Source organism: Streptomyces sp. ISL-1 (assembly GCF_018614585.1).
Lineage (GTDB): Bacteria > Actinomycetota > Actinomycetes > Streptomycetales > Streptomycetaceae > Streptomyces > Streptomyces maoxianensis.
This window is the reverse complement of the sequence record NZ_JAGGOI010000014.1, coordinates 106,080-132,002: the sequence shown is the minus strand read 5'-3', so window position 1 is coordinate 132,002 and position 25,923 is coordinate 106,080. Positions and strand designations below refer to the sequence as shown.

Here is a 25,923-nt window from a genome sequence, read left to right as displayed (position 1 = left end):
TCGAGGAGGTCCGGACGATCGGGGGTGGTCCGTGTACTGCGCACCCTGCGTGGCTCACCGCAGCGTGTGTTTGCGGTGAGAGTAGGAAGGTCTGGACCAATCGTCAATAGGTCCAGACCAGCGGTGAGGGGTGAGAGCGGCGAATGGGCTAGATGCCCAACTCCTGGGCCAGAACCGCCGCTTGGACCCGGCTGCGCAACTCCAGCTTGCCCAGCAGTCGGCTCACATGGGTCTTCACCGTCGCCTCCGCCATGTCGAGGCATCCCGCGATCTCGGCGTTCGACATGCCCTTGCCGAGGCACGAGAGCACCTCGCGCTCGCGCCGGGTCAGCACATCGAGGATCGCGGGGTCGGGCGCGTCCGGGGACCGTCGGGGAGTCGGCGTAGCGAACTCCGCGATCAGCCGGCGGGTCACAGCGGGCGCGATCAGCCCCTCGCCGCGCGCCACCGTGCGCACCGCCTCCAGCAGATCCCTGGCGTCGGTGTTCTTCAGCAGAAAGCCCGCAGCGCCCGCCCGCAGCGCCCCGAAGACATACTCGTCCAGATCGAACGTGGTCAGTACGAGTACGTCGGCGAGATTTTCCGCGACGACCTGCCGGGTCGCCGACACCCCGTCGAGCCGCGGCATCTGAACATCCATCAGCACCAGGTCCGGGCGCAGTTCGCGGGCCAGCCGCACGGCTTCCTCGCCGTCCGCCGCCTCGCCGGCCACTTCGATGTCCGGCGCGCTGCCCAGAATGAGGACCAGACCGGCGCGTACGGCGCTCTGGTCCTCCGCGACCAGTACCCGGATCGTCATGCCTTCCCGCTCCCTTCCTCGACGGGCAGCCGCGCCCGAACCTGCCAGACCTTGCCGCCGTCGCCGGTGGTCACCGGCCCCGCCGCGAACTGCCCGTCCAGCAGTGCCACCCGCTCGCGCATGCCGACCAGACCGGCCCCCGAGCCGGGGGCGCGCGGCCCGGGCCGGTCGCCGTACGGGCTGGTGACCCCTACCGTCAGTGTCCGCTCGTCCTGCGCCACGGTGACCGCGACCCGGCCCGGCGACGCGTGCTTGAGGGCGTTGGTCAGCGACTCCTGGAGGATGCGGTACGCCGCGAGCTCGACCGGCGTGGGCGGTTCCAGGCCCTCCTCGCGAGTGTCTTCGAGCGTGAACTCCAGCCCGCTGGCGGCGCCGTTCGTCCGCGACTGGTCGAGGAGCGCGTCGACACCGGCGAGCGTCGGCGCGGGCGCGGGCTCCTCGTCGCCGCTGTCCCGCAGCAGCCCGATCAGCCCGCGCATCTCGGCGAGCCCCTCGACGCTGTTCTCACGGATCACGCCGAGCGCCTCGCGGGAGGTCCTCGGGTCGTCGAGGGAGAGCGCGGCCGTGGAGTGGATCGCGATCGCCGAGAGATGGCCCGCGACCAGGTCGTGCAGCTCTCGGGCCATCCGGGCGCGCTCGGCGGTCACCGCCTGGGTGCGGTCCATCTCGGCGAGCAGGGCCGTCTGCTCGGCGCGCAGCTGGGCGGCTTCGGCGGCGTCGCGATGGGTGCGTACGCTCACGCCGGTCCAGGCAGGGGCCACCGTCAGCACAGCGAAGAGGAGGCCGACCAAAATGGCCTGCGCGTCCTGGAAGACGACGAGCGCGGTGACCGTGACGGCGGCGGTGGCCACCACGGACACGGCGGGGATACGGCGTACGGCCGCGGGTTTGCCGTACAGAACGGCCGCGTAGACCACATCCGTGAACATCGCGAAGGTGGCGACACTCCCGTAGGTGAACTGGTCGGCCAGCATCGACACACAGCCGATCGCCAGCGCGGTGTTGGGCCTGGTCCGGCGCAGCAGTTCGGCCCCGCTCATCACGGCCAGCGGCACCAGCGCGAGCGAACGCGGTTCGAGGCCGTGGCCGCTACGGGTGTCCAGACCCAGCGACCACAGCAGCAGGCCGCCGAGAAGTCCGGCCACGGCGATGAGTACGTCGTCGCGGTGCGGGCGGGGGAGAGCGGTCACAGACCCATCAAACACGGCGTTCGGCGCGCGGGCCTCGGCATCCCGGGTGAAGGCCCGCCCCACCCGGCTACATCGAAGGATGCAGCGTCACTTCGTCATCGGCGACGACGATCGGCGCCATTGCGGACGGGAGGCTGGAGTCCACAAGGAAGGGAGAGTGCCGTGATCGTCACGCTCATCGTGATCTGCGAGGTCGGCTTCTGGGTGCTGCTGTCCGGCGGCCTGGCCCTGCGCTACCTGGCGAAGATGCCGCGTCTGGGGGCGGCGGTCCTGCTCTGTGAGCCGCTGCTGGAGGTCATCCTGCTGGCCGTGACGGCGATCGACCTCAAGAACGGCGCCGAGCCGGACTGGAAGCACGGTCTCGCTGCCGTCTACATCGGCTTCACCGTGGGCCTGGGACACCACACGATCAAGTGGGTCGACGCGAAGTTCGCGCACCGCTTCGCGGGCGGCCCGCCGCCCGTCAAGCCGCCGAAGTACGGCACGGCCCGCATGATCCACGAGTGGAAGACAGCCGTCCGCTGGACCACCGCCGCGGTGGTCGCCATGGGCCTGCTGCAGGCCGCGATCTGGTACGTCGGCGGCGACGGCGACATCGGTTCGCTGCGCATGTGGCAGCAGAAGATGCTCTTCGCCATCGGCATCAACGTGATCATCGCGGGGAGCTGCACGCTCTTCCCGAAGCAGGCCCCGAAGCAGGCCCCGAAGCAGGCCCCGAAGCAGGCCCCGAAGCCGGAGCGCGAGCCCGTACGCATTGAGCGTTAGCGCTCGCCGCCCGGCACCCAGAGCACGTCTCCGACCTCCTTGTTGGCCGTACGGGCCAGGATGAACAGGAGGTCGGAGAGCCGGTTGAGATACGTCGCGGTCAGCGGGTTCATGATCTCCCCGTGCGCTTCCAGCGCCACCCAGGTCGAGCGCTCCGCGCGCCGTACGACCGTGCATGCCTGATGCAGCAGCGCCGCCCCCGGCGTACCGCCGGGCAGGATGAAGCTGCGGAGCTTCTCCAGCTCCTCGTTGAAGCGGTCACAGTCCGCCTCCAGCTTGTCGATGTAGAACTGCTCGACCCGCAGCGGTGGATACTCCGGGTTCTCGACGACCGGGGTGGCGAGGTCCGCGCCCACGTCGAACAGGTCGTTCTGGACGCGGACGAGGACCTTCACGACCTCCTGCGAAAGCTGCCCGAGGGCGATGGCCGTGCCGATGACGGCATTGGCCTCGTTGGCGTCGGCGTACGCGGCGATCCGCAGATCGGTCTTGGCGGTGCGGCTCATGTCGCCGAGCGCCGTCGTGCCCCGGTCGCCGGTGCGGGTGTAGATGCGCGTCAGATTGACCATGCGACCAGCCTAGTTAGGTGCCGGCCCGCGGACGACTCGTGTGTCGGCCGTCACGGGCACCAAGCCCGGCGCGGCGGCCGGCAGCACGCCGTAGACCATCGCTGTCCCCGCGTGAGGGCCCCCTCATGGACGGCCCACGGCGGGTCCGGCCCGGGGGGATCGCGGTGGCGGGGGTCACTCTCGTATCCCAAACAGCCGTATCTGACCTCAAGTACGCGGTATGTGACGCCCGATTGGCCGCACCGGTGTGATGTCCGTCATCTGAGACGTGACGCGCATCTCTTCACCGCCACATGGCCGCCCACGGGCGCTAACCTCCGCCGGAGAGCCGAAATGTAAACGCGTGTTAAGGGGTGCCGCAGTGGCCAGGAAGCTCGCCGTCATCGGGGCCGGACTCATGGGGTCCGGTATCGCGCAGGTCTCGGCCCAGGCGGGCTGGGAAGTCGTGCTGCGCGATGTCACCGACGCGGCCCTGACCCGTGGCACGGACGGCATCAAGGCCTCGTACGACAGGTTCGTCTCCAAGGGCAAGCTCGAAGCGGCCGACGCCGAAGCGGCATTGGCGCGCATCACCACCACCACCGACCTCGGCGCCGCCGCCGACGCGGACATCGTCGTCGAGGCGGTCTTCGAGAAGCTCGAGGTCAAGCACGAGATCTTCCGTGCGCTCGACAAGCTCGTACGGGACGACGCGGTCCTCGCCTCCAACACCTCCGCCATCCCGATCACCAAGATCGCGGCTGTGACGGAGCGTCCGGACCGCGTCGTCGGCGCGCACTTCTTCTCGCCCGTCCCGATGATGCAGCTGTGCGAACTGGTACGCGGCTACAAGACGAGCGACGAAGCCCTCGCCACCACGCGGGAGTTCGCCGAATCCGTCGGCAAGACCTGCATCGTGGTCAACCGCGACGTCGCCGGTTTTGTCACCACCCGCCTCATCTCGGCACTGGTCGTCGAGGCGGCCAAGCTCTACGAATCGGGCGTCGCGTCCGCCGAGGACATCGACATCGCCTGCAAGCTGGGCTTCGGCCACGCCATGGGGCCGCTCGCCACCGCCGACCTGACGGGCATCGACATCCTGATGCACGCCACGAGCAACATCTACACCGAGTCCCAGGACGAGAAGTTCGCGCCGCCGGAGCTGATGCGCCGGATGGTGGACGCGGGTGACATCGGTCGCAAGAGCGGGCAGGGCTTCTACAAGCACTGACCCTCATCGACCGGTTTGGTATCACCCGCAGGGGTGAATTCGGTATCGGTTCGCTTACAGACGGCAACTTCCTCGCCCATGGGGCAGTCAGTTGTTGCAAGACAGAAGAACGAGACAGAAGAACCGGCGCAGAAAACCGAAACACAGACCGAAGACAGACACAGGGCACTGACGCACTCACGGGGAGCGCATATGCACATCAGGGGCGACCACGCCGAGCTGGTCGTCGGGGGCCGCCTCGACGTCCGCAGCGCGGCGGACGCCCGTACGGTCCTGCACTCGGCCGTCGACGACGGAGCCGGCGACCTCGTGCTCGACCTGACCGACCTCGACTCCTGGGATGCCACCGGGCTCGGGGTCATCATGGGCGCGCACCGGCGGGCCGGCCGGTGCGGTCGCCGGCTGGTGCTGCGCGGTGTGCCGCCACAGATGCAGAGACTGCTGGTCGCCACTCGGCTGCACCGCATTCTCGCCATCGAAGGCGGCCTCGCGGCCGAATCGCTCCCTCGGGTGTGAACCGTAGGACGCTCGCAATCCTCACGCGACTGTGACGTCACGGGCCGGGTGGCACCCCGGGCGTTCGTAGATACTGAGCGAACGTTTAGGGTTCGCTCGCCTGCCGAATTGACGGACCCGTGTGACAGGCACAGCGCATCTGGGGGGCTTGGACCATGGACAACGACAAATTCGGCGAGGGCGCGGGACAGTCGCGGCCCCCGCGCGACACCGCCACGCCCGACTTCGTACACCCCGCTCCGGCGCTCGCCCGTACCGTCAGGCTCGTCACCGGCGACTTCCTGCTCACGGTCAACCCCGTCGACGGCAGCGAGATCGAGCCCTGCCCGCCCGGTGGGGACCCCGCCCATGCCGAAGGCCATGGGGGAAAGCAGCCCGCCCGGCCGGTCCGGTACAGCTCCGAGGAGCGCGCCGAACGGCAGCGAGCGGCGCAGCCGCCCCTGCCGACGGGCCCGCCCGCCCTGCGGCTCCCGCTGCTCGAGCGCGACGACGAGCGCGAGCGGCTCGTACGGCTGCTGGGCCGCGGTCGCTCGGTGCGGCTCACCGGGCCCGCGGGCTCCGGGCGCAGCACCCTGCTCGACACCGTCGCCGACGACTGCGCGGACCTCGCCCCCGACGGAGTCGTACGGCTCAGCGGCTACCGCCGCACCCCGAGCGAACTGCTCTACGAGCTCTTCGCGGTCGTGTACAACGCGCCGCAGCAGCGGCCCGACCGGGCAGGGCTGCTGGAGCGCATACGGGACATCGGCGCGATCGTCGTCCTGGACGACCTGGAGTTCGGCGGCGCTGCCCTCGGCGAACTGCTGGACGCCGCGCCCGAGTGCGCCTTCCTGGTCGCCGCCACACCCGACATCGCGGCCCCCGCCGCCGACTCGCACCTCGAAGAGGTCTTCCTCGCGGGCCTCGGCCGCAGCAGCTCGCTGGAGCTGCTGAAGCGCACCGTGGAGCGGCCCCTCACCGAGGACGAGGCGAACTGGGCGGGCGACCTCTGGTTCGAGTCGGAGGGCCTGCCGCTGCGCTTCGTACAGGCGGGCGCGCTGCTGCGGCAGAGCGACAGCCTGCGTCCCGACCCGGAGGACCCCGACGCGATCGGAGTCTTCGACTCGGCCGACGGCGTCGAGGTCCCGCTGCCGACGCTGGGCGAGGGGGCCGCGCCCGCGGCGCTGCTCGCCTCCCGGCTCGGCGAGTCCGCCCGCCAGACCCTGCGCTTCGCCGTCGCGCTCGGCGGCGAGGTCCCGCACCAGGCGCATCTGCCGGCGCTCGTCGGTGACACCCACGCGGACGCCGCGCTCGGCGAGTTGATGAACTGCGGGCTGCTCTCCCCGGTCGGCACCCGCTACCGGCTGGCGGCCGGCGTGATCGCGCAGCTGACGGAGAAGGGCTACGCCGACGACGTGGCCGCCCACGCCCACACCGTCGCCCAGCACTACGCCTGGTGGGCCGGACACCCCTCCGTCACCCCCGATCGGGCGGTGGCCGAGGCGGACGCCGTCCTCGCCGCGCTGGCCGCGCTGGTCCCGGGGGAGGAAGCGGGACACCCCAGTGCTGCCGTACTGCTGGCCCGCAGCGCCGCACCCGCCTTCGCGGCGGGACTGCACTGGACCGCCTGGGAGCGGGCCCTGCGGATCGGCTCCGAAGCGGCCCGGATATCGGGCGAAGTGGCTGAAGAGGCGTATTTCCACCATGAGTTGGGCGTACTCGCGCTCTGCACCGGCAGCCTGGAGCGGGCGCGCGCCGAGCTGGAGGCCTCGATCGCCATGCGCGGGGCGCTCGCCGACAAGCGCGGCACCGTCGCGGGACGCAGGGCGCTGGCGCTCGTCGCGGACCGCGCGGGCGGCCTCGTACCCGGCGGACGCACCCCGGCGGGCGAGGAAGTGCCCGCCGCGCGCCACGAGGAGTCGGCGTCGCCGCCCGGAGGCGTATCGGCGGCCGTGCTGCCGCTGGGGGCCTCGGGGAGGTCGAAGTCGTCACAGGAGCCCGCCACATTGGTGGCGCGGCGGGAGTCTCCCGCGGGCGGCGCGAAGCCGCGCGGCCCGCTCAACGTCTTCGGCGGAGCGCGCCGCAACCTGGTCGCCGCGGGCGCGGGCGCGCTGCTCGCCGCGGTGCTCGGCACGGTGGTGACGCTGGGGGCGGCCTCGGACCACGAGGAACCGCCCGGCGGCAACGTCAGGAACGGCCAGTCGGCGAACGAGGACGACGCCGAGAACGGCCTGGACGCGGACGAGCCGGCCGTCGGCTCGACCAGCCGCCCGGGCGGCGACCCGGACGCGACGGGGACGGCGACGCCGAGCTCCAGCCCGTCGTCGGGCGACCCGTCGAAGCCGGGGATCGAGCCGTCGCCGAGTTCGTCGAAGCCGGGTGGCAGGCCGTCGCCGTCGAGTAGGCCCACGACGCCTACGAGGCCCCCGTCGACCCCGCCGACGAAGCCCCCGACCACTCCGCCTCCGACGTCGACGCCGACGCCGACGCCGTCGACCACCCCGTCACCTTCGGCGACGACTTCGCCCGAAGGCTCGTCTTCCGCCAGCGCCCCGATCACGACCAGCAGCGCCCCCGCGTCCTCCGCGAGCTCCAGCGGCTCGCCCGTCATCTGACGGCCAGGAGAACGCAGTTCGGCCCCGGGCAGCATCGCCGCCCGGGGCCGTCCCCGTATTCACGTACTCTCGTACTCGTTTCAGTGCCGTCCTCAGAACAGCCTGAGCTTGTCGTCCGCGATGCCCCGCAGCGCGTTGTAGTCCAGCACCACGCACCCGATCCCGCGGTCCGTCGCCAGCACCCGTGCCTGCGGCTTGATCTCCTGCGCCGCGAACACGCCCTTCACCGGCGCCAGATGAGGGTCGCGGTTCAGCAGCTCCAGGTAGCGCGTGAGCTGCTCGACCCCGTCGATCTCACCGCGCCGCTTGATCTCAACGGCCACCGTCGCGCCGTCGGAGTCCCGGCACAGGATGTCCACCGGGCCGATGGCTGTGGGGTATTCGCGCCGGATCAGGCTGTATCCCTCGCCCAGCGTCTCGATGCGGTCGGCGAGCAGCTCCTGGAGGTGCGCCTCCACCCCGTCCTTGATCAGGCCGGGGTCCACGCCGAGTTCGTGCGAGGAGTCATGGAGGGTTTCCTCCATCGTAATGATCAGTTTCTCGCCCGCTTTGTTGATGACGGTCCAGACGCTGCCGTCACCCTCTTTGAGGGTGCAGGGAGGGGACATCCAGTTCAGTGGTTTGTACGCCCTGTCGTCCGCGTGGATGGAGACGCTGCCGTCTGCCTTGACCAGGATCAGACGGGGAGCGGAGGGCAGGTGGGCGGTGAGCCGGCCCGCGTAGTCCACGGAGCAGCGGGCGATGACAAGACGCATGGTCGGCAACGCTACTCGACACACGCCGATGCGCGCGATTCGCCCCCGGAAGCACCGTTCGTAATTGGCCGGTTGTGTTCCCAATCTCCTGGTGCGCTCCGGGCAGCGCACTTACCGTGGAAGCAGGAGGTCGTCGGTCGTGCACTCTGTGTCGTCATGCGTCGTTCGTGTGCCGTCGTCGTCCGCCGGACTCCTTCCCTGCCCGTAAGACCCCGTTCACCGGGGTCGCGAGAGGAGAACCCATGTCGCTCGACGTCTCACCGGCGCTGTTGGAACAGGCCGAGCGAGGCGAGGTCGACGAAGCTGCCTTCGTCGACTGCGTCCGGACCTCCCTGCCCTTCGCGTGGGAGATGATCAGTTCTCTGGTGGCTCAGCTGAAGGTGGACGGCGGGGACTTCGCCGACAACCAGACGCCTCCGCCGGACGAGCAGGCACGTGGTCAGCTGCTGCGCGCGCTCGCGAGTGACGCGATTCGCGGCGCGCTCCAGCGGCACTTCGGGGTGCGTCTGGCATTCCAGAACTGCCACCGCGTAGCGGTGTTCCCGCTGGACTCCTCGGTGGATGAGCGGCTCGCCCGCTTCACTTCCATACGGGGCCAGTTGCTCAACCAGTCGCCCGAAATGCGCGACTGCTGAAGTCTTCTGCTGCCGCTCCGCACCGCGGGAGGTGCAACTGGTGTCGGAGCGGCAGCACCACCGGTACGGGCCGGGACGCGACGAGCAGGGCTCAGCTCAGCAGTGGCAGGACTTCTGTGCCGAGGCGCCGCACATTCTCCTCGGTGGCCGCGAGGTCGCCCGAGCCCTCGGTGAGCAGGGCGAAGCGGCTGATGCCGGTACGTTCCGCGGTGGCCGCGATGCGGTCCGCGGCCAGCCGCGGCGGGCCTACCGGGTGCATCTCGCAGAGCAGTTCTGTGTACGCCACGGGGTCCCGCATCGCCCGGCGCCGCCCGTCGACCGTCACATGGGCGTCCAGGCCCTGCTTGAGCCAGCCCGGCATCGCCTTCAGCAGCGCCTCGGAGGCATCGGCCCCGTGGTCCGCGATCTGGGCCACGCCGGCCGACACATGCCCGGCGTGCTCGACCTCCTCGGGCGGGCGGCCCGCGGCGAGCGCGTCCGTACGCCACCGGGCGACCATCTCGGCCTTCTCCTCGTTGTCGCAGTGCATCCCGAGCAGCATCGGCAGCCCGCGCTCGGCGGCGAGCTTCACGCTCTTCGGGGACGTGCACGCGACGATCACCTCGGGGCCTTCGGGGCGAGTGCCGATCAGCTCGTCCGGCCTTGGCACGACCGGGACTTCACGGAAGGTGAACCGGTCCCCCCGGGCGTCGACGCGGGGTTCGCGCAGCCAGCGCAGCAGCAGGTCCAGGGACTCCGGAAAGTCCTTCTCGTAGGCGTCGAGGCCGGTGCCGAAGACCTCCAGATCGACCCAGGGGCCGCCCCGCCCCACACCGAGGGAGAACCTTCCCCCGCTGGTGAGATGCAGCAGCGCCGTCTGCTCGCCCAGCGACACGGGGTGCGCGCTCGGCAGCACGCTCACGGCTGTGCCGACCCGGATCCGCCGGGTGCGGCCGAGCAGCAGCGCGGCGAGTGTCACAGCCGACGGGCACACGCCGTACGGCACGAAATGGTGCTCGGCGAGCCAGACCGAATCCAGTCCGGACTCCTCCGCGACCTCGGCGGACCGCACCGCACGGTGCAGTGCCTCCCCCTGCCCCTGGCCCGGGAATTGGGCCGCCAGTACGAAAGTTCCCACGCGCATCGCGTATTGCCTCCTTGCGGCCGACGCGTCACTCCCCCTACCGGCAACAACGTCTGACACGTGCCAAAGGCACGGCCAATCCCGAGGTTGTTGCGATTTTCCGGTAACTGGCCCCTGTGGGTGTCACGGTCTCACTCTGTGCGGTACGTGTACCCCGGCCGGAGGCCCGTAGGCTGGACGGGAACTGTCCGGACTTGCCCCGTGAGGTGTCACGTGTCCCCGCGCCGCAACCGCCCCCGAGGCGGCGAGAAACCTACCGAGCAGGCCATCGGGCCCGGCGAGAGGTACGGCGGCTTCGGCCGGAGCGAGTCCTGGCAGGGCGAGGAGTGGTCCGTCCGCCATGTCGCCGGTGCAAGTGACGCGGGCAAGCGGTATCGGTGCCCCGGTTGCGACCAGGAGATCCCTTCGAGCGTCCCGCATGTGGTGGCCTGGCCGGAGCACGGCGGCGTGGAGGACCGGCGGCACTGGCACAAGGCGTGCTGGAACGCGAAGGACCGCCGCACCACGCGGGTGCAGCGGTCCCGTAACGCGCCGAAGTACTGAGGCTCCGGGCTCGCGTGCCCTTACACGTCGCGCGTGTTGAGCGAGGCGTACGCGCCGGCCAGTGCCACCGCCGTCACGCCCAGCATGATCCACAGCGGGTCCCAGCCGGCCGGACCCGACTCGGTCACGGCGGTGTCGTACAGCACACCGATCTGGTTGGGGATCGAGTACTCGAAGAGTGCCTGCTGCAGATCCCGCAGCGACTCCGAGAACATGAACATGGCCAGCACCAGCGGCAGCAGCACGACGCCGATCATGACGGTGATCGCGCCCGCCGAATGACGGATCAGGGTGCCGACGGCGAGCGAGAGCAGGCCGAGGGTCGCGACGTAGAGAGCGATGCCGACCGTCGCGCGGAACCAGTCCTCGCCGGTGGACGAGCCCTGGTCCACGATCAGGGTCTGCAGACCGCCCACGATCGCGGTGATCACCGTGGTGAGGGTGAAGACGAGCAGGAAGAAGACGACCGCCTTGGCGGTCAGCACGCGGGCGCGGCTGGGGCAGGCGGTCAGCGTGGTCCTGATCATCCCCGTGCCGTACTCGGAGGCGATGGTCAGCACGCCCAGCGTGATCACGCAGATGGAGCCGAGCAGTACCCCGAAGAAGCCGAGGGAGAGGACCGACTGACCCTCGAGGTCGGCGTCCGCGGCGGAGACGACGACCGCGGAGAGCACGCCGAGGCCGACCATCAGCACGATCATGACGCCGAGCGTCCACATCGTGGAACGTACGGAACGGATCTTGGTCCACTCCGAGGCGAGGGCGTCGCCGAGGTGGGCGTCGCGCACCGGGATCGGCGAGGAGTACGCGGCGGCGGGCCCGCCCTGCGGCTGGTAGGGCGCCTGCTGCTGGTAGGGGGTGGTCATCGGGCGTCCTCGGGCTTGGTCAGGTCGGCGGGGGCGGCCGTCGGCGGCATCTGCGGAGCGGCGGCGGGCGCGACAGGAGCTCCGCCGGCGTACGGGTTCTGGCCGGGCTGGGGCGGCGGCGGAGCGTACCAGCCCTGCTGCGGCACCTCGGGGATCTGCTGCTGCGGCGGGAGGTAGCCCATCGGCGGCTGCTGCATCAGGCCCGACTTCTGGTCGGCGGTCGAGCGGTAGTCGACCGCGCCCTGGGTCATCCGCATGTACGCCTCCTCCAGCGAGGCCTGGTGCGGCGAGAGTTCCCAAAGCCGCACGTCCGCGGAGTGCGCGAGATCGCTGATCTGGGGCAGCGGCAGCCCGGTGACCCGCAGCGCGCCGTCCGGCTCCGACATGACCTGACCGCCGGCCTCGGTGAGCGCGGCGGACAGCTTCTCGCGCTGCTGCGGCTCGGTCTGCGGCGTACGCACCCGGGCGAAGTCCGCGGAGTTGTGCGAGATGAAGTCCTTGACGCTCATGTCCGAGAGCAGCTGGCCACGGCCGATCACGATCAAGTGGTCGGCGGTGAGCGCCATTTCGCTCATCAGGTGCGAGGAGACGAAGACCGTACGGCCTTCGGCGGCAAGCTGCTTCATCAGATTGCGGACCCAGAGGATGCCTTCCGGGTCCAGGCCGTTGACCGGCTCGTCGAAGAGCAGCACCTGCGGGTCGCCGAGGAGCGCCGCCGCGATACCGAGCCGCTGCCCCATACCGAGCGAGAAGCCCTTGGAGCGCTTCTTGGCGACTTCCTGAAGGCCGACGACGCCGAGCACCTCGTCGACCCGGCGGGCCGGGATACCGGAGAGCTGCGCCAGCGAAAGCAGGTGACTGCGGGCGCTGCGGCCGCCGTGCACCGCCTTGGCGTCGAGCAGGGCACCGACCTGGCGGGGAGCGTTCGGCAGCTGCCGGTAGGGGCGGCCACTGATGGTCACATGGCCTTCGGTCGGCTGGTCGAGCCCGAGGATCATCCGCATCGTCGTCGACTTGCCGGCGCCGTTGGGGCCGAGGAACCCGGTGACGGCACCGGGCCGCACCTGGAAGGAAAGGTTGTACACGGCCGTCTTCGCGCCATAGCGCTTCGTCAGGCCGACTGCCTCGATCATTCTGCAGCCCCATCGACATTCGGGTCGTCGGGGCACAGGCCGTCCGGCCGTACACCCCCGTAAGAGTTAGGAGGATATCCGGGCCTTGACGGTTCCGGCCAAGCAGTAACGCTACGGTTTCGGCGACGGCGAGTCGCCGGCGCCGGCTACGCGTCCCGCTTCTTGAGCACCAGATAGCCTCCGAGCAGCGCCACCGCCGCCCAGATCACCATGATCCCGAGCCCGCCCCACGGCCCGTACGGCGCCTTGTCGCTGCCCATGGCGTCCGGGACCACCTGCATGATCTTGGATCCGGCCTGGTCGGGGAAGTAGCGTGCGACCGTCTTCGCCTTCGGTACGGACGCGAGGATCTGCGAGACCAGGAAGAAGAACGGCATCAGGATGCCGAGCGAGAGCATCGAGCTGCGCAGCATCGTCGCCACGCCCATCGAGAACAGCGCGATCAGGCCCATGTAGAGGCCGCCGCCGACCACCGCGCGCAGGACGTTGTCGGCGCCGATCGTCGTACGGTGTTCGCCCAGCAGCGCCTGGCCGAGGAAGAAGGTGAGGAAACTGGTCGCCATCCCGACCGCCAGCGCCAGCGCCGTGGCAACCGTGATCTTGCTGAAGATGAAGGTGGCGCGCTGGGGCACGGCGGCGAGCGAGGTGCGGATCATGCCCGAGCTGTACTCCGTGCCGACCACCAGCACCCCGAAGACCACCATCGCCAGCTGACCCAGGATCATCCCGGAGAAGCTGATGAAGGTCGGGTCGAAGGTGAGCTGCTCCTCGGGCGAGAGATCGTCGAAAGTCGACTTCAGCAGCGCGCTGAGCGCGGCGCCCATGGCGACGGTGACGACCAGCGCGCTCACCAGCGTCCAGGTGGTCGAGGAAACAGTACGGATCTTGGTCCACTCGGACCGGAGGACGGCGGGCACCGAGGCCATGGGTCAGGCTCCCTTGCTGCTCTGGTAGCTCTGGCCCCACTGGGGACCCGGTGGCGTCGCCGGCGGGGGAGCGGCCTCACCCGTCGAATGCGCGTGGTACTCCACCGCTCCCGCCGTCATCTGCATGAACGCCTCCTCCAGCGAGGCGCGCTGGGCGCTCAGTTCATGCAGGACGAGCTGGTGCGAGGCGGCCAGTTCACCGATCGCCTCGGTGGTGGCGCCGTCGATCTCCAGCGTGCCGTTGCCCGACTCGACCGCCGTGAAGCCCGATTCGTGCAGCACGTCGCGCAGGCGCTCCTGCTGAGGGGAGCGCAGGCGTACGTAACTCCGGGAGTTCTCGTGGATGAAATCGGCCATTGATGTATCGGCAAGAAGCCGTCCCTGTCCGATAACGATCAAGTGCTCGGCGGTGAGGGCCATTTCGCTCATCAGATGCGAGGAGACGAAGATCGTGCGTCCTTGGCATGCAAGAGTCTTCATCAGATTGCGGATCCAGTGAATTCCTTCGGGATCAAGACCGTTGACCGGCTCGTCGAACATCAAGATCTCCGGATCGCCCAGCAGAGCCGACGCGATTCCCAGCCGCTGTCCCATACCGAGCGAGAAACTCTTGGTCTTCTTCCTCGCCACCGCCGTCAGCCCAACGACGTCCAAGGCCTCCGCGACCCGCGAGGCGGGGATGCGGTTCGACTGCGCCAGGCACAGCAGGTTGTTGTAGGCGCTCCGCCCGCCGTGCATCGCCTTCGCGTCCAGCAGCGCACCGATGTACTTCAACGGCTCCTCGAGTTCGCGGTAGTGCTTGCCGTCGATCCGCACCGTTCCGCTGGTCGGGTTGTCGAGATCGAGCATCATCCGCATCGTCGTGGACTTGCCCGCGCCGTTCGGGCCGAGGAAGCCGGTCACCACACCCGGCCTGACCTGAAACGAAAGATCATCGACCGCCGTCGTGCTGCCGAAGCGCTTCGTCAGGCCCTCGAGCTCAATCATGCGGCCACGCTAAGTGCGCGCAAAGCCCCCCGCCACCGGAGTGGCTGGGGGGCTTGACGCGTTCTTGACCTACACGACGGACCCCGCGAACGGGGCCGTACTCAGCGGGACTGCTGAGCCGGGACGCCGCGGGAGATCGGCTCGTCGTCGGGGCTGCCGGCCGCGGCAACCGCCGCACCGGTCAGCGTGGCCAGCATCTCGCGGACGTTGGTCAGCTGCGCGTTGATCGAGTCGCGGCGGTTGGTGAGCGCCGCCAGCTCGCGCTCCGATTCGCTGCGGATCCGGTCGGCCTTGGCGTTCGCGTCGGCCACGATGTCCTCGGCCTGGCGCTGCGCGGTCTCCACCGTCTGACGGGCCCGGCGCTCCGCGTCCGTACGCAGCTTCTCGGCCTCCAGGCGCAGCTGCTCGGCGCGGTGCTCGATCTCCGCCAGACGCTTCTCCGCCTTCGCCTGACGCGAAGCCAGGTCCCGCTCGGACTGCTCGCGGCGCTTGGCGAGGTTCGTCTCGAAGTCCGCGGCGGCCTGGGCGGCCTTGGCGCGGGTCTCCTCGAAGAGCGCGTCGGCCTCCTCGCGCTTGGACTGCGCGTCCTTCTGCGCCTCGGTGCGCAGTGTAGAGGCTTCGTTCTGCGCCTTCTCGACGATACGGACGCCCTCGTCCTCGGCCTTCGCCTTGCGCTCGGCGGAGAAGGACTCGGCGTCGTTGCGCACCTGCTGGGCGGCGGACTCGGCGAGCTCACGGTGCTGCTCGGCGGCGCGACGGGCCTCCTCGCGCAGGTCCTTCGCCTCCTCCTCGGCGAGGCGGAGGATCTTCTCGACGCGTGCACCGAGACCGGCGTACGACGGCTCCGCGTCGTTGACCTGGGCCTGGGCGTTCTGCGTCTCGAGGTGGAGTTCCTCGATGCGCTTTTCCAGAGAGGTGATTCGGGCCAGAGCACTGTCACGGTCGGCGACGAGTTTGGTAATGCGGTCGTCCACCTGACCGCGGTCGTAACCACGCCGCACGAGCTCGAAGCCGAAGGGGGAGGAAGTGTCGCTCATGGGGTTCCTGTCGAATGAGACCGGTGAGGTGATAGGGGGAATCCTAGGGGCCGAAGCGGCGTGTCATCGAGCGGATGACCGTTTGATCTGGAGAATGTCCAGTCTTTTGAGTGGCTAGCCGTCGGACGACTTGCCACTCGAACGTGTAACCCCCGCTGTTGCGCCCGCTTTGACAGCACCTGCGGCCGAGCCGCCAGTGGATGAAGCTTTGGTGCCCCCTGATGGCGCCTCGAATGACTCCAACGCTTCAAGCACGTCCTGGACACGGGAAATTTCCGCCTGAATGTCCTCGCGCCGGCGCACCAGCACATCGAGCTCGCGCCGGCCCTCGGTGACCAGCCGCTCGGCCTCGGCCACCGCCTCCGCCTTGACCCGCTCGGCCTCGCGGACCAGCTCGGCCTTCTTCTGCTCGGCCTCCTTGAGGAGCCCCTCGGCCTTGCGCACCGCGGCGATGCGGACCTTGCTGGCCTCCGAATTGGCATCGGACAGCAGCTCCTTGGCCTTCGCCTCGGCCCCGGTCCGCTGCTCCTCGGCGGACTTCAGCAGATGGTCGACGCGTTCGCCGGCCGTCTTCATCTGTTCGGCCGTCTCCCGGCGGGCCCGCTCGTGCAGCTCCTCGATCTCGGCCTCGACACGGGCACGCAGCTCCTCGCCGCGCTCCCTTATGGCGGCAGCGTCCCGGCGCGCGCCGACCAGCAGCTCGTCCGCGTCCGTACGGGACCTCTCCACCAGGGAGTTGCCCTCCACGGTCGCCTCGGAGACCAGCCGCTCGGCCTCGTTGCGAGCCGCGCCGACCATGGTGTCGGCCTGTGCCTCGGCCTCGGTGGCGGCGCGCAGCGCCTCCTCCTGGGCTTTGTTGATGAGCTGGTCGGCCTGCTCGGCGGCGTCCGCACGACGCTTGGCCGCCGCCTCGCGGGCCTCGTCGAGCGCGCGGTCGGCATCCTCGCGGGCCTTGGCAAGCATCCGCTCGGTCTCGGCCTCGGCGTCCGCCCTGACCTTCTGGGCCTCGGACTTGATGCGCTGGGCGGCCTGCTGGGCCGAACCCACCGTCTCCGCCGCCTCGGCGCGCAGCGACTCCGCCTCGCCGCTCGCCTCGGAGATCAGCTGGTCGGCCTGGGCCGCTGCGTCGGCACGACGCTTGTCGGCGGCCTGGCGCGCCTCGTCCAGGATCTGCTCGCCCTCCGCGCGGATCGCGGCGTGCAGCCGCTCGGCCCCGGCTTCCGCCTCCGCCTTGACCCGCTCGGCGCCGGACAGCGCCTCGGCCGTCTCCCTGCGCAGCCGCTCGCTCTCGCTCGACGCCTCGCCGATGAGCCGGTCGGCCTGGGCGGCGGCCTCCGAGCGGATGCGGTTGGCGTCCTCCCGGGCATCGGCGCGGGCGCGCGAAGCGTCCTGCTCGGCCGAGGCGAGCGAGTCCGTCGCTTCCGTACGCATGCGCTGGACGTACTCGGCGGTGTCGGCGCGCAGCCGGTCCGACTCCGTGATCGCCTCCTCGACGGTGCGCTCCGCGAGCGAGTTGGCCGCCTCGGTCTCCTCATGGGCCCTGGCCCGCAGCCGGCTGGCGTCCTCCGCCGCCCGCTCCCGCTCGGCGTACGCGTCGGCGCGGACCCTGTCCGCCTCCTCCTGCGCCTCGGTCCTGGTGCGGTCGGCGGCGTGCTCGGCGGCCGAGCGCAGCCCGGCGATCTCCTGCTCGGCCTGGTCCTGAAGTCCGTTGACCGAGTCCCGTACCTGCTGGGCGGTCTGCTCGGCGGCGGAGACCATCTCGGTGGCACGGCGGTCGGCCTCTTCGACCAGCCGGTGCGCCTCGGCCTGGGCCTCCTCGACCCGCTTGCGGGCGGAGGCCAGCAGCTCCTCGCTCTGCTCGCGCGCCAGCTCGCGCTCCTGATCCGCCTCGCCACGCGCGGAGTCGAGGATCTCCTCGGCCTCCCGGCGGCGGCGGTTCGCCTCCTCCTGCGCCGCGGCCAGCGCCTCGGCGGCCTCGGCGCCCACGCGTTCGGCGGCGGACGCGGCCTCGGCGCGCAGCCGGTCGGCGCTGTCCTGCGCCTCGCTCTTGTGCCGCTCCGCCTCGTTGGCCGCGTCGCTGCGCAGCCGTACCGCGACGTTCTCCGCCTCGGCGCGGGTGGTCGACGCGTCCGACGCGGCCTCGGTACGCAGCCGCTCGGCCTCGTGCTCGGCCTGCGCCTGGAGCGTACGGATCCGCTCGGCGGCCTCGCCGCGCAGCCGCTCGGTCTCCTCGGAGGCCTCGCGGCGGATCCGCTCGGCGTCGCCGCGGGAGTCCGCGAGGTTCTGCTCGGCGGCGGCGAGGCGGGACTCGGCCTCGGTGTGCAGCCGGGTCAGCTCCTCGGCGGCCTCGGCATGGCGTGCCGCGATGCCGCGCTCGGCGTCCTCGCGCAGTCCGGCCGCCGCCTCCTCGGCCGCGGCCTTGACGCTCTCCGCCTGCTCCTCGGCCTCCGCGCGCAGCCGCTCGGCCTCGGCGCGGGTGCGCTCCAGGGTCTCCTCGGCCTGCTTGCGCAGGGTGGTGGCGCGCTCGATCGCCTCGGTGCGGACCCGCTCGCTGTCGCTGCTCGCCGTGGCGCGCATCTCGTCGGCGTCGGCCCGCGCCTTGGTCAGCAGCTCCTCGGCGGTACTGGCCGCCTCCTCGATCTGCTGGACGGCCTCCCGGCGGGCCTCGCCGCGGATCCGCTCACCCTCGGCGACCGCCTCGGCGCGCAGCTGCTCGGCCTCGCCGCGCAGCCTGCGCGCCTCCTCCTGCAGCTCGACGGTCTTGGCGCGGTACTCCTTGGTGTCGTCCTTGGCCGCGCCCTTGAGCTGATCGGCCTGCTCGGCGGCCTCGCCGCGCAGCCGGTCCGCCTCCGCCTCGGCCTCGTGGCGGATCCGCTCGGCCTCCTCGCTCGCGGAGCGCGTGGTGGCCTTGGCATCGTCGGAGGCCCTGGTCAGGACCTCCTCGGCGGTACGGGCCGCCTTGGCGAGCTGCGCCGCGGAGTCCTCCGCCGCGACCGTACGGGCCTTCTCCGCCGCGGCCGCGACCAGCTTCTCCGCCTCGGCGCGGCCATCGGCGACCGCCTGCTCGGCTTCCGCCTTGAGCGCCTCGGACTCCTTGGTGGCCTCGCTGACCAGCCGGGCGATCTCCGCCTTGGCGGTACGGGTGCGCTGCTCGTTGACCGACTCGGCGGACGCCAGCTGCTTGGCCGCCGACTCCTTGGCCTCGGTCAGGAGCTTCTCGGACTCCGCGCGGGCCTCGCGCAGCTTCTCCTCGGCCTCTTGGATCCGCTGCTCGGCGCCGCGGCTCAATTCGGCGGCCTGCTGGCGGGCCTGGTCGGACTCGGCGGTGGTGGAGGAGCGCAGCTGCTCGGCGTGGCTGGTGGCCTCGTGGGCCTGGTTGGAGGCGGCGTTCAGCAGGCGTTCGGCGTCCTTGCGGGCGCGCAGCAGGATGCCCTCGGCCTCGGCGCGGGCGGACTCCGCCTCGGAGCCGAGGCGCTGACGGGCCTCCTCGGCGACCCTGGCGGCCTCGGCCCGGGCGGCGGCCAGGGACTGCTCGGCCTCGGCGCGGGACTCGTCGAGGAGCCGGCGGGCCTGTGACTCGGTACGGGCGCGGAGCTGCTCGGCCCAGGCGACGTTCTCGTTGACATGCGTCTCGACGGTCTGGCGGCGCTCAGCCAGCTCCTGGTCCAGGCGCTGGCGGCGCTGGACCGCCTCGGAGTGCAGCTCGGCCTGGAGCCTGGCCTGGTGCTCGGCGTGCTCCTGGAGGATGCGCTGGGTCTGGGCGCGGACCTCACGCAGCTCGCGCTCGGCGTCGGAGCGCAGCTGGTCGGCCTGGATCTGGGCATTACGGAGCAGCTGTTCGGCCTGATAGCCGATGTCCGCGCTGTCGTAGGCAGGACGGGAGGCGAGGTTGCGGCGCGCCTCGTGGAGTTTGGCGCGCAACACCTCGACCTGGTAACCGAGGTCCTCGGCGTGCTGGACGGCCTTCTCCCGCTCGGTCTTCAGCCGGTCCATCTCGGCTTCGAACCGCGAGAGGTGGTCGTCGTCAGCTCGGTGGCTCTCCTGGCGTTCGTAGCCCCGCACTGCGCGGTCCCATCCGTCCCCTGGTCGCAACTTTCTCCGTACGAGCACCGTTCGCCGGCGAACGGCCCCCCGGGGAATGGTGACAGATCCAACGGAGGGGACGCGGCGCGGCCCCGACCCGGCCCCGGCCCGGAACGGCCCACTCTACCGGGCCGGGAATCCGGAGGTCAGTGCTCCGTTGCAGAGGTGACGAGTTCGGTGAGAACGCCGTGGCAGTCCTTGGGGTGGAGAAAAGTGATACGGGAGCCCATGGAACCGATACGTGGCTCGTCGTAGAGGACCCGTACGCCCTTGTCCCGGATCGACTGTGCGTCACCGTCCACGTCCGCGGTGCCGAAGGCGATGTGGTGGACCCCCTCACCGTTTTTGGCCAGCCACTTGCCCACCGCCGAGTCCTCGCGGGTCGGCTCCAGGAGCTGGAGGTAGGAGGCGCCGCCGTCGGACGTCTCATTGATCTTGAGCATGGCTTCGCGTACGCCCTGCTCCTCGTTGATCTCGGTGTGGAACACCTCGAAGCCGTATGTGGCCCGGTAGAACTCGACAGTCTTGTCGAGGTCGAAGCAGGCGATCCCGATGTGGTCGATTCGCGTCAGCATTCCCCCAGTGCATCGCCCCGACGGTGGTTACGCAACGTGCGCGCGATCACACTGGCTGCCCGGTGACCTCAGCCCGTACCGCTCAGTACATTTGAGGTAAACCCTCGTTCACTCCTCAGCTTCGTGCTGGAAGGGGATCGTGCCTCATGTCAGGAACGACCAGAACCACCTCAGTGATCGTCGCGGGCGCCCGTACGCCCATGGGACGCCTGCTCGGCTCGCTCAAATCCTTCTCCGGCGCTGATCTCGGCGGCTTCGCCATCAAGGCGGCGCTGGACCGGGCGGGCATCGGCGGTGATCAGGTGCAGTACGTGATCATGGGCCAGGTCCTGCAGGCCGGGGCGGGGCAGATCCCGGCGCGCCAGGCCGCGGCCAAGGCGGGCATCCCGATGAACGTGCCCGCGCTCAACGTCAACAAGGTCTGTCTCTCCGGGCTGGACGCCATCGCGCTCGCCGACCAGCTGATCCGCTCCGGCGAGTTCGACGTGATCGTCGCCGGCGGCCAGGAGTCCATGACCAACGCGCCGCATCTGCTGCCGAAGTCGCGCGAGGGCTACAAGTACGGCGCGATCGAGATGCTCGACTCGATGGCGCACGACGGGCTCACGGACTCCTTCGAGAACGTCGCCATGGGCGAATCCACGGAGAAGCACAACACCCGGCTCGGCATCGCCCGCCCGGAACAGGACGAGATCGCGGCGCTCTCCCACCAGCGGGCCGCGGCCGCGCAGAAGAATGGCATCTTCGAGGCGGAGATCACGCCCGTCGAGATCCCGCAGCGCAAGGGCGAGCCGGTTGTCTTCAGCAAGGACGAGGGCATCCGTGCCGACACGACGGCCGAGTCGCTGGGCAAGCTGCGTCCCGCCTTCGCCAAGGACGGCACCATCACCGCCGGTACCTCCTCGCAGATCTCCGACGGCGCCGCGGCGGTCGTGGTGATGAGCAAGGCCAAGGCCGAGGAGCTGGGCCTGGAGTGGATCGCGGAGATCGGCGCCCACGGGAACGTGGCCGGCCCCGACAACTCCCTCCAGTCGCAGCCGTCCAACGCCATCCGGCACGCGCTGGGCAAGGAGGGCATCGGCGTCGAGGACCTCGACCTCATCGAGATCAACGAGGCGTTCGCGGCGGTTGCCGTGCAGTCAATGAAGGACCTCGGGGTGTCCCCGGAAAAGGTGAACGTCAACGGCGGCGCGATCGCACTCGGACACCCGATCGGCATGTCCGGCGCGCGGGTGGTGCTCCACCTGGCTCTCGAGCTGAAGCGTCGGGGCGGTGGCGTCGGTGCGGCGGCGCTGTGCGGCGGCGGCGGGCAGGGTGACGCGCTGATCGTGCGCGTCCCGGGCAACGGCAAGTAGGAGCAGTCACATGGTGGACGTCCCCCAACTGGTTGCCCAGGCGAGGGAGGGCCGGCCGCGGGCCGTGGCCCGGCTGATCTCACTCGTCGAGGGGGCGTCCCCGCAGCTGCGTGAGGTGATGGCGACGCTGGCTCCGTTGACCGGCGGGGCGTATGTGATCGGCCTGACCGGCTCGCCGGGTGTCGGCAAGTCGACATCCACGTCGGCGCTGGTGACGGCGTACCGGCGGGCCGGGAAGCGGGTCGGCGTCCTGGCTGTCGACCCGTCCTCGCCCTTCTCGGGCGGGGCGCTGCTCGGCGACCGGGTCCGGATGTCGGAACACGCGTCCGACCCGGGCGTCTACATCCGCTCGATGGCCACGCGCGGGCATCTGGGCGGCCTCGCCTGGTCCGCGCCGCAGGCGATCCGCGTCCTGGACGCGGCCGGCTGCGACGTGATCCTGGTGGAGACGGTGGGCGTCGGCCAGTCCGAGGTCGAGATCGCGGCCCAGGCGGACACGTCGGTCGTGCTTCTCGCCCCCGGGATGGGCGACGGCATCCAGGCTGCGAAGGCGGGCATCCTCGAGATCGGCGATGTGTACGTCGTCAACAAGGCGGACCGGGACGGGGCGGACGCGACGGCCCGCGAGCTGAACCACATGCTGGGGCTGGGCGAGTCGCGCGGCCCCGGCGACTGGCGACCGCCGATCGTCAAGACGGTCGCGGCGCGGAGCGAGGGCATCGACGAGGTGGTCGAGGCGCTGGAGAAGCACCGCGCGTGGATGGAGGAGCACGGAGTGCTCCTTGAACGCCGTGCCCGCCGTGCGGCGGGCGAGGTGGAGACGATCGCGGTGACGACGCTGCGGGAACGGATCGGGGACCTGCACGGGGACCGGCGGCTGGGGTCGCTGGCGGAGCGGATCGTGGCGGGGGAGCTGGATCCGTACACGGCGGCGGACGAGCTGGTGGCGGGCCTGACGGAGGGCTGAGGCAGGGCGCCGGCCACAGGCGGCGGGTTCGTCCCATCCTCGGCATCCGGCCGCGGCCGGATGCCGAGGATGGGACGAACCTCGGCCTTGGTCAGGCCTGCTTGCTGGACAACACGGAGCGCCACGCCGCTGTCCGTTCCCGCATCCGTGCGCAGGGACGGCGACGGCGTGGTGCCGACGGTCACCGAACGCCGGCATGGGCGTGCCGGCGGCGGAACGGGAGCGAATCCTCGAGCGCTTCGTACGCATCGACGACGCCCGCACCCGGAACGAGGGCGGGGCTGGGTCCGGCGATCGTCCGCCACGCGGCCCAGCGCCTCGGCGGCACGCTCGCTGTGGGCCAGGGCGGCGGCGAGCTGTACGAACTCCGGCTCTCCGCGGTCGCGTGAGCCCCCATGAAGGATTGGTCGGGTGCGGCGGCGAGCGCGCGCAGCCGCCGGCCCCCGCCGTCGTCTACAGCTTGCCGCGCCGCCCGCGCAGATGCTCGGCCACCGGTGACAGCGACTCCCGCAGATCCGCCAGCGCCTCCGGCGTCAGCAGGTCGATGAAGTGCTTGCGTACGGACGCGACATGATGCGGCGCGACCTTCTGCATCGTCTCCATGCCCTGCTCGGTCAGCACCGCGTACAGCCCGCGCCGGTCCGACTCGCAGTTCTCCCTGCGGACCAGTCCCGCGTTCTCCATGCGGGTGATCTGGTGGGAGAGCCGGCTCTTCGACTGCAGCGTCGCTTCGGCGAGGTCGCTCATCCGCAGCCTCCGCTCCGCCGACTCAGAGAGGTTGACCAGGATCTCGTAGTCGTTGTTGGTCAGGCCGAACGGCTGGAGGTCCTTCTCGAGCTGGTGCATCAGCAGTCTGCTGACGTCCAGGTGGGTGCGCCAGGCGCACTGCTCGTCATCGGTCAGCCAGCGGGTGGCCGTCTCGGTCTCCATATATGGATTCTACCTAAGAAGTTGAAAATCGGACGAAGTCGGGGGGTGTGACGCCTGGCATCCAGCACGCGAGAAGCCACAGGAGAAGCGTCCGCGTACTCCGCGTACAAGGGTGCAGGCGTTCGACGTCACACTCCGCAGACTACCGCTCACAGGCCGAAGCGACGCTGGAGGTCCCCCAGCTGACCGGGAAGACGGGGAGCAGACCCGTGTTGACCTGGGACTCCGGCCCCCGGGTGACCGCCAGGGACGCCCGCCTGCTGCGGCACCGCGCCCGTCGCCGTCTCCGCCATCAGCGCCTCGGTCGACTGCAGCAGCACCGTCCCGGAGCCGACGAACTCGAACTGGTGCTCCTCGCCCGAGGCCCCTCCGATCCCCGTCATCGCCCGCAGGCCGCCCATCACGCCCGTCATATAGCTGTGGTCGTAGTGGTGGCAGGGGGAAGGGCAGTCCGCCCAGCCCACCAGGGCCTGCGGGTCCACCCGGATCGGCGGCTCCATGAAGACAACCGGACCATTGGACGCGGCCACGAACTTCCCCGTACCGATCAGCGTCAGGAAGCCCGGCACGATCGACTGCTTCAGCGCCAGGGTCGGCTGGTACGCCAGCAGATTCCCGGACCGGATCGTCAGGTTCCCCTCGTCCAGGTCGTAGGAGTTCACATCGAAGGCGCGGTCGGCGAGCAGCATCTTTCCGCTGCCCTCCGCCACCACCCAGTCGCTCGCGTGCAGCGGCGAGTGGAACGACGTGCGCAGCAGCCGGTCGAGCCGGCCGTGGCCGATGCCGTTGAAGTCGATGCGCCCGTAGTAGGCGATCATCTTCCCCTTCTGCAGGAACCACTGGCTGCCCTTGAGCTCCACGCAGAAGGTGTACGGATTGACGTTGTCGTCGCTCGGCAGCGTCATCGGGTCGAACGTCCCCTGGGGCCCTGCGGCCCCGGGGATACCCCATTCAGGACCGGTCACAGCTTCTCCTCCGAGGCCTGTACGTACACCGCGCCACTGCCGCTCAGCTCCAGCTGGAACGCCTCGCCCGAGCCGCGCCCCACCATGTCGCGCCACCCCAGCGCGGTGGAGAGCTTGTTGCGTACGTCGCCGTGGTGCGCGACGTACGCCTGCGGGTCGACATGGATCGTGCGCCCCGGCGTGACCGGCAGCTCGATCACACCGCCGTGCGCCATCACCGCCACCGCGCCATGGCCCTTGAGCGTGGTCGTGAAGAGCCCCTGACCTGTCACCTGGCCGCGCACCATGCCCATGACCCCGCCCTGCGAGCCCATGAACATCGTGCCCTGCTGCAAGGTCCCGTCGAAGGCGAGCAGCCGGTCCGCCTCGACGTACAGGGTGTCGCCGGTGAGGTTGATGACCTGGATGTGATGGCCGCCGTGGCCGAACATCACGGTGCCGCTGCCCTCCACCGTCATCAGCGGCGTCGCCTCGCCCGCCACCCGCCGGCCGATCATCGACGCGAGGCCGCCCTGGCCGCCCTGAATGTTCGGGGTGAAGGTGACGTCGCCCTTGTACGCGAGCATCGCGCCGCGCTGGCTGAACATCTTCTGGCCGGGGACGACCGTCGCCTCGACCATCCTGGAATTGATCTCGACGAACGGCATCAGACGTCGCCCCCGATGGTGTTCCGCTCGCTGGGCTGGACGTACACCAGACCGTCGCCCTCGAAGCGGATCTGGAAGGCCTCGCCGGAGCCCTCGCCGATGAAGGTGCGGAAGGTCACACCGGACTGGAACTCCTGCCGCAGATCGCCCTGGTGGGCAATGTACGCGCCGGGGTCGACGGACAGCGGGTACTGGGGTGTCACCCGCAGCACCACGGCAGCGCCGTCCGACATGATCGCCGCCTGGCCGGTGCCCTCGACGGTGGTGGTGAACAGGCCATTGCCGCTCGCCCCGCCGCGCAGCCCGGTGAAGGTCGTCCCGGTGCGCAGCCCGGCGTCGGTGCAGAGCAGATTGCTCGCCTCGACATAGAGCTTGTCGCCGTGCAGGTTCACCAGATTGATCTCGGACGCGCGATCGGCGAAGTAGCAGGTGCCCTGCCCCTTCACTTCCATCACGGTCATCTGCTCGCCGGTGATGCGGCGGGTGACCATCCCGCGGATGCCCTCACCGCCACCGGACATCTTCTTGAAGGCCATCTGGCCGTCGTAGGCGACCATTGAGCCGTTCTTCGCTTTGACGGCGTCGCCGGTCATGTCGACGGCGAGCACCTTGCTGCCTTGGAGTCGGAACGTTGCCACAGAGTGACGTTAGCGGGTGGTTCCGCCCCGGAACAGGGTCCTCAGGGAGGATCTGGACCCTGACACGCTGTGTCTCATAGGAACCACCCCGGACCCCCTCCACCAAAGTGGGCTG

General features: G+C 70.3%; 24 protein-coding genes. 8 read left to right on the top strand and 16 right to left on the bottom strand.

Going from position 1 to position 25,923, the window contains the following annotated elements:
- Nucleotides 1–148: 148 nt before the first annotated feature.
- A complete protein-coding gene (locus tag J7E87_RS11835) occupies nucleotides 149–799 on the bottom strand; it encodes a response regulator transcription factor (protein ID WP_215092853.1) in 651 nt (216 codons plus the stop codon).
- On the bottom strand, nucleotides 796–1,989 hold the full coding sequence (locus tag J7E87_RS11830; RefSeq protein ID WP_215092850.1) for a histidine kinase: 1,194 nt from the start codon (nucleotides 1,987–1,989) through the stop codon (nucleotides 796–798). The genes J7E87_RS11835 and J7E87_RS11830 overlap by 4 nt, the downstream gene beginning before the upstream one ends.
- A gap of 162 nt (nucleotides 1,990–2,151) precedes the next feature.
- Here J7E87_RS11830 and J7E87_RS11825 point away from each other — a divergent pair, with 162 nt between their 5' ends.
- Entirely contained in the window at nucleotides 2,152–2,754 is a 603-nt protein-coding gene (locus J7E87_RS11825) for a hypothetical protein (protein ID WP_308312907.1), read from the top strand.
- Here the strand turns inward: J7E87_RS11825 and J7E87_RS11820 are convergent.
- Nucleotides 2,751–3,323, bottom strand: a complete 573-nt coding sequence (locus tag J7E87_RS11820) for a cob(I)yrinic acid a,c-diamide adenosyltransferase (protein ID WP_215092848.1) — start codon at nucleotides 3,321–3,323, stop codon at nucleotides 2,751–2,753. The genes J7E87_RS11825 and J7E87_RS11820 overlap by 4 nt on opposite strands.
- Before the next feature lie 361 nt (nucleotides 3,324–3,684).
- Between J7E87_RS11820 and J7E87_RS11815 the strand changes: the two genes are divergently transcribed.
- The 3 genes from J7E87_RS11815 to J7E87_RS11805 all read left to right on the top strand — a co-directional run bounded on the left by J7E87_RS11815 (nucleotide 3,685) and on the right by J7E87_RS11805 (nucleotide 7,643).
- A complete protein-coding gene (locus J7E87_RS11815; RefSeq protein WP_215092846.1) occupies nucleotides 3,685–4,533 on the top strand; it encodes a 3-hydroxyacyl-CoA dehydrogenase family protein in 849 nt (282 codons plus the stop codon).
- A gap of 192 nt (nucleotides 4,534–4,725) precedes the next feature.
- Nucleotides 4,726–5,049 (top strand): STAS domain-containing protein, encoded by a 324-nt coding sequence (locus J7E87_RS11810; RefSeq protein WP_215092844.1) that lies wholly within the window; start codon nucleotides 4,726–4,728, stop codon nucleotides 5,047–5,049.
- A gap of 155 nt (nucleotides 5,050–5,204) precedes the next feature.
- On the top strand, nucleotides 5,205–7,643 hold the full coding sequence (locus tag J7E87_RS11805; RefSeq protein WP_215092842.1) for an ATP-binding protein: 2,439 nt from the start codon (nucleotides 5,205–5,207) through the stop codon (nucleotides 7,641–7,643).
- A 92-nt stretch (nucleotides 7,644–7,735) separates the two neighbouring features.
- Here J7E87_RS11805 and nucS read toward each other — a convergent pair whose 3' ends face one another.
- Complete coding sequence (gene nucS, locus J7E87_RS11800) at nucleotides 7,736–8,398, bottom strand: endonuclease NucS (RefSeq protein WP_215092840.1); 663 nt, start codon at nucleotides 8,396–8,398, stop codon at nucleotides 7,736–7,738.
- Between the two features lie 242 nt (nucleotides 8,399–8,640).
- Here nucS and J7E87_RS11795 point away from each other — a divergent pair, with 242 nt between their 5' ends.
- Nucleotides 8,641–9,033: an SCO5389 family protein gene (locus J7E87_RS11795; protein WP_215092838.1), complete on the top strand. Its 393-nt coding sequence runs from the start codon at nucleotides 8,641–8,643 to the stop codon at nucleotides 9,031–9,033.
- A gap of 91 nt (nucleotides 9,034–9,124) precedes the next feature.
- On the opposite strand, the gene J7E87_RS11790 is transcribed toward J7E87_RS11795, so the two are convergent.
- Nucleotides 9,125–10,156: an LLM class flavin-dependent oxidoreductase gene (locus J7E87_RS11790; RefSeq protein ID WP_215092836.1), complete on the bottom strand. Its 1,032-nt coding sequence runs from the start codon at nucleotides 10,154–10,156 to the stop codon at nucleotides 9,125–9,127.
- Between the two features lie 213 nt (nucleotides 10,157–10,369).
- On the opposite strand from J7E87_RS11790, the gene J7E87_RS11785 reads away from it, so the two are divergent.
- Nucleotides 10,370–10,699, top strand: coding sequence for an ATP/GTP-binding protein (locus J7E87_RS11785; RefSeq protein ID WP_215092834.1), 330 nt, complete (start codon nucleotides 10,370–10,372; stop codon nucleotides 10,697–10,699).
- A gap of 20 nt (nucleotides 10,700–10,719) precedes the next feature.
- Here the strand turns inward: J7E87_RS11785 and J7E87_RS11780 are convergent, their stop codons facing one another.
- From J7E87_RS11780 to mce, 7 genes are all read right to left on the bottom strand, one after another.
- Nucleotides 10,720–11,565 (bottom strand): ABC transporter permease subunit, encoded by an 846-nt coding sequence (locus J7E87_RS11780; RefSeq protein WP_215092832.1) that lies wholly within the window; start codon nucleotides 11,563–11,565, stop codon nucleotides 10,720–10,722.
- A complete protein-coding gene (locus tag J7E87_RS11775) occupies nucleotides 11,562–12,698 on the bottom strand; it encodes an ABC transporter ATP-binding protein (protein WP_215092830.1) in 1,137 nt (378 codons plus the stop codon). The genes J7E87_RS11780 and J7E87_RS11775 overlap by 4 nt, the downstream gene beginning before the upstream one ends.
- A gap of 146 nt (nucleotides 12,699–12,844) precedes the next feature.
- Nucleotides 12,845–13,624 carry an ABC transporter permease gene (locus tag J7E87_RS11770; RefSeq protein ID WP_215092828.1) on the bottom strand — a complete coding sequence of 260 codons (780 nt, stop codon included), beginning with the start codon at nucleotides 13,622–13,624 and terminating at the stop codon, nucleotides 12,845–12,847.
- A gap of 3 nt (nucleotides 13,625–13,627) precedes the next feature.
- Entirely contained in the window at nucleotides 13,628–14,611 is a 984-nt protein-coding gene (locus J7E87_RS11765) for an ABC transporter ATP-binding protein (protein WP_215092827.1), read from the bottom strand.
- A gap of 101 nt (nucleotides 14,612–14,712) precedes the next feature.
- The gene (locus tag J7E87_RS11760; protein WP_215092825.1) at nucleotides 14,713–15,648 is read right to left on the bottom strand and encodes a cellulose-binding protein; all 936 of its coding nucleotides are present in this window, start codon (nucleotides 15,646–15,648) and stop codon (nucleotides 14,713–14,715) included.
- A 114-nt stretch (nucleotides 15,649–15,762) separates the two neighbouring features.
- Nucleotides 15,763–19,710, bottom strand: a complete 3,948-nt coding sequence (gene scy / locus J7E87_RS11755) for a polarized growth protein Scy (RefSeq protein WP_215092823.1) — start codon at nucleotides 19,708–19,710, stop codon at nucleotides 15,763–15,765.
- 167 nt (nucleotides 19,711–19,877) lie between these two features.
- On the bottom strand, nucleotides 19,878–20,306 hold the full coding sequence (mce, locus tag J7E87_RS11750; protein WP_215092821.1) for a methylmalonyl-CoA epimerase: 429 nt from the start codon (nucleotides 20,304–20,306) through the stop codon (nucleotides 19,878–19,880).
- Between the two features lie 146 nt (nucleotides 20,307–20,452).
- On the opposite strand from mce, the gene J7E87_RS11745 reads away from it, so the two are divergent.
- A complete protein-coding gene (locus J7E87_RS11745; RefSeq protein ID WP_215092819.1) occupies nucleotides 20,453–21,661 on the top strand; it encodes an acetyl-CoA C-acetyltransferase in 1,209 nt (402 codons plus the stop codon).
- 10 nt (nucleotides 21,662–21,671) lie between these two features.
- Nucleotides 21,672–22,628 (top strand): methylmalonyl Co-A mutase-associated GTPase MeaB, encoded by a 957-nt coding sequence (gene meaB / locus J7E87_RS11740; RefSeq protein WP_215092817.1) that lies wholly within the window; start codon nucleotides 21,672–21,674, stop codon nucleotides 22,626–22,628.
- Nucleotides 22,629–23,081: 453 nt separating this feature from the next.
- Here the strand turns inward: meaB and J7E87_RS11735 are convergent, their stop codons facing one another.
- The 4 genes from J7E87_RS11735 to J7E87_RS11720 form a co-directional block, all read right to left on the bottom strand.
- Nucleotides 23,082–23,558, bottom strand: coding sequence for a MarR family winged helix-turn-helix transcriptional regulator (locus J7E87_RS11735; protein WP_215092815.1), 477 nt, complete (start codon nucleotides 23,556–23,558; stop codon nucleotides 23,082–23,084).
- Between the two features lie 149 nt (nucleotides 23,559–23,707).
- The gene (locus J7E87_RS11730) at nucleotides 23,708–24,463 is read right to left on the bottom strand and encodes an AIM24 family protein (RefSeq protein ID WP_215092944.1); all 756 of its coding nucleotides are present in this window, start codon (nucleotides 24,461–24,463) and stop codon (nucleotides 23,708–23,710) included.
- 56 nt (nucleotides 24,464–24,519) lie between these two features.
- On the bottom strand, nucleotides 24,520–25,170 hold the full coding sequence (locus tag J7E87_RS11725) for an AIM24 family protein (RefSeq protein ID WP_215092813.1): 651 nt from the start codon (nucleotides 25,168–25,170) through the stop codon (nucleotides 24,520–24,522).
- Entirely contained in the window at nucleotides 25,170–25,808 is a 639-nt protein-coding gene (locus J7E87_RS11720; protein ID WP_215092811.1) for an AIM24 family protein, read from the bottom strand. The genes J7E87_RS11725 and J7E87_RS11720 overlap by 1 nt, the downstream gene beginning before the upstream one ends.
- Nucleotides 25,809–25,923 lie beyond the last annotated feature (115 nt).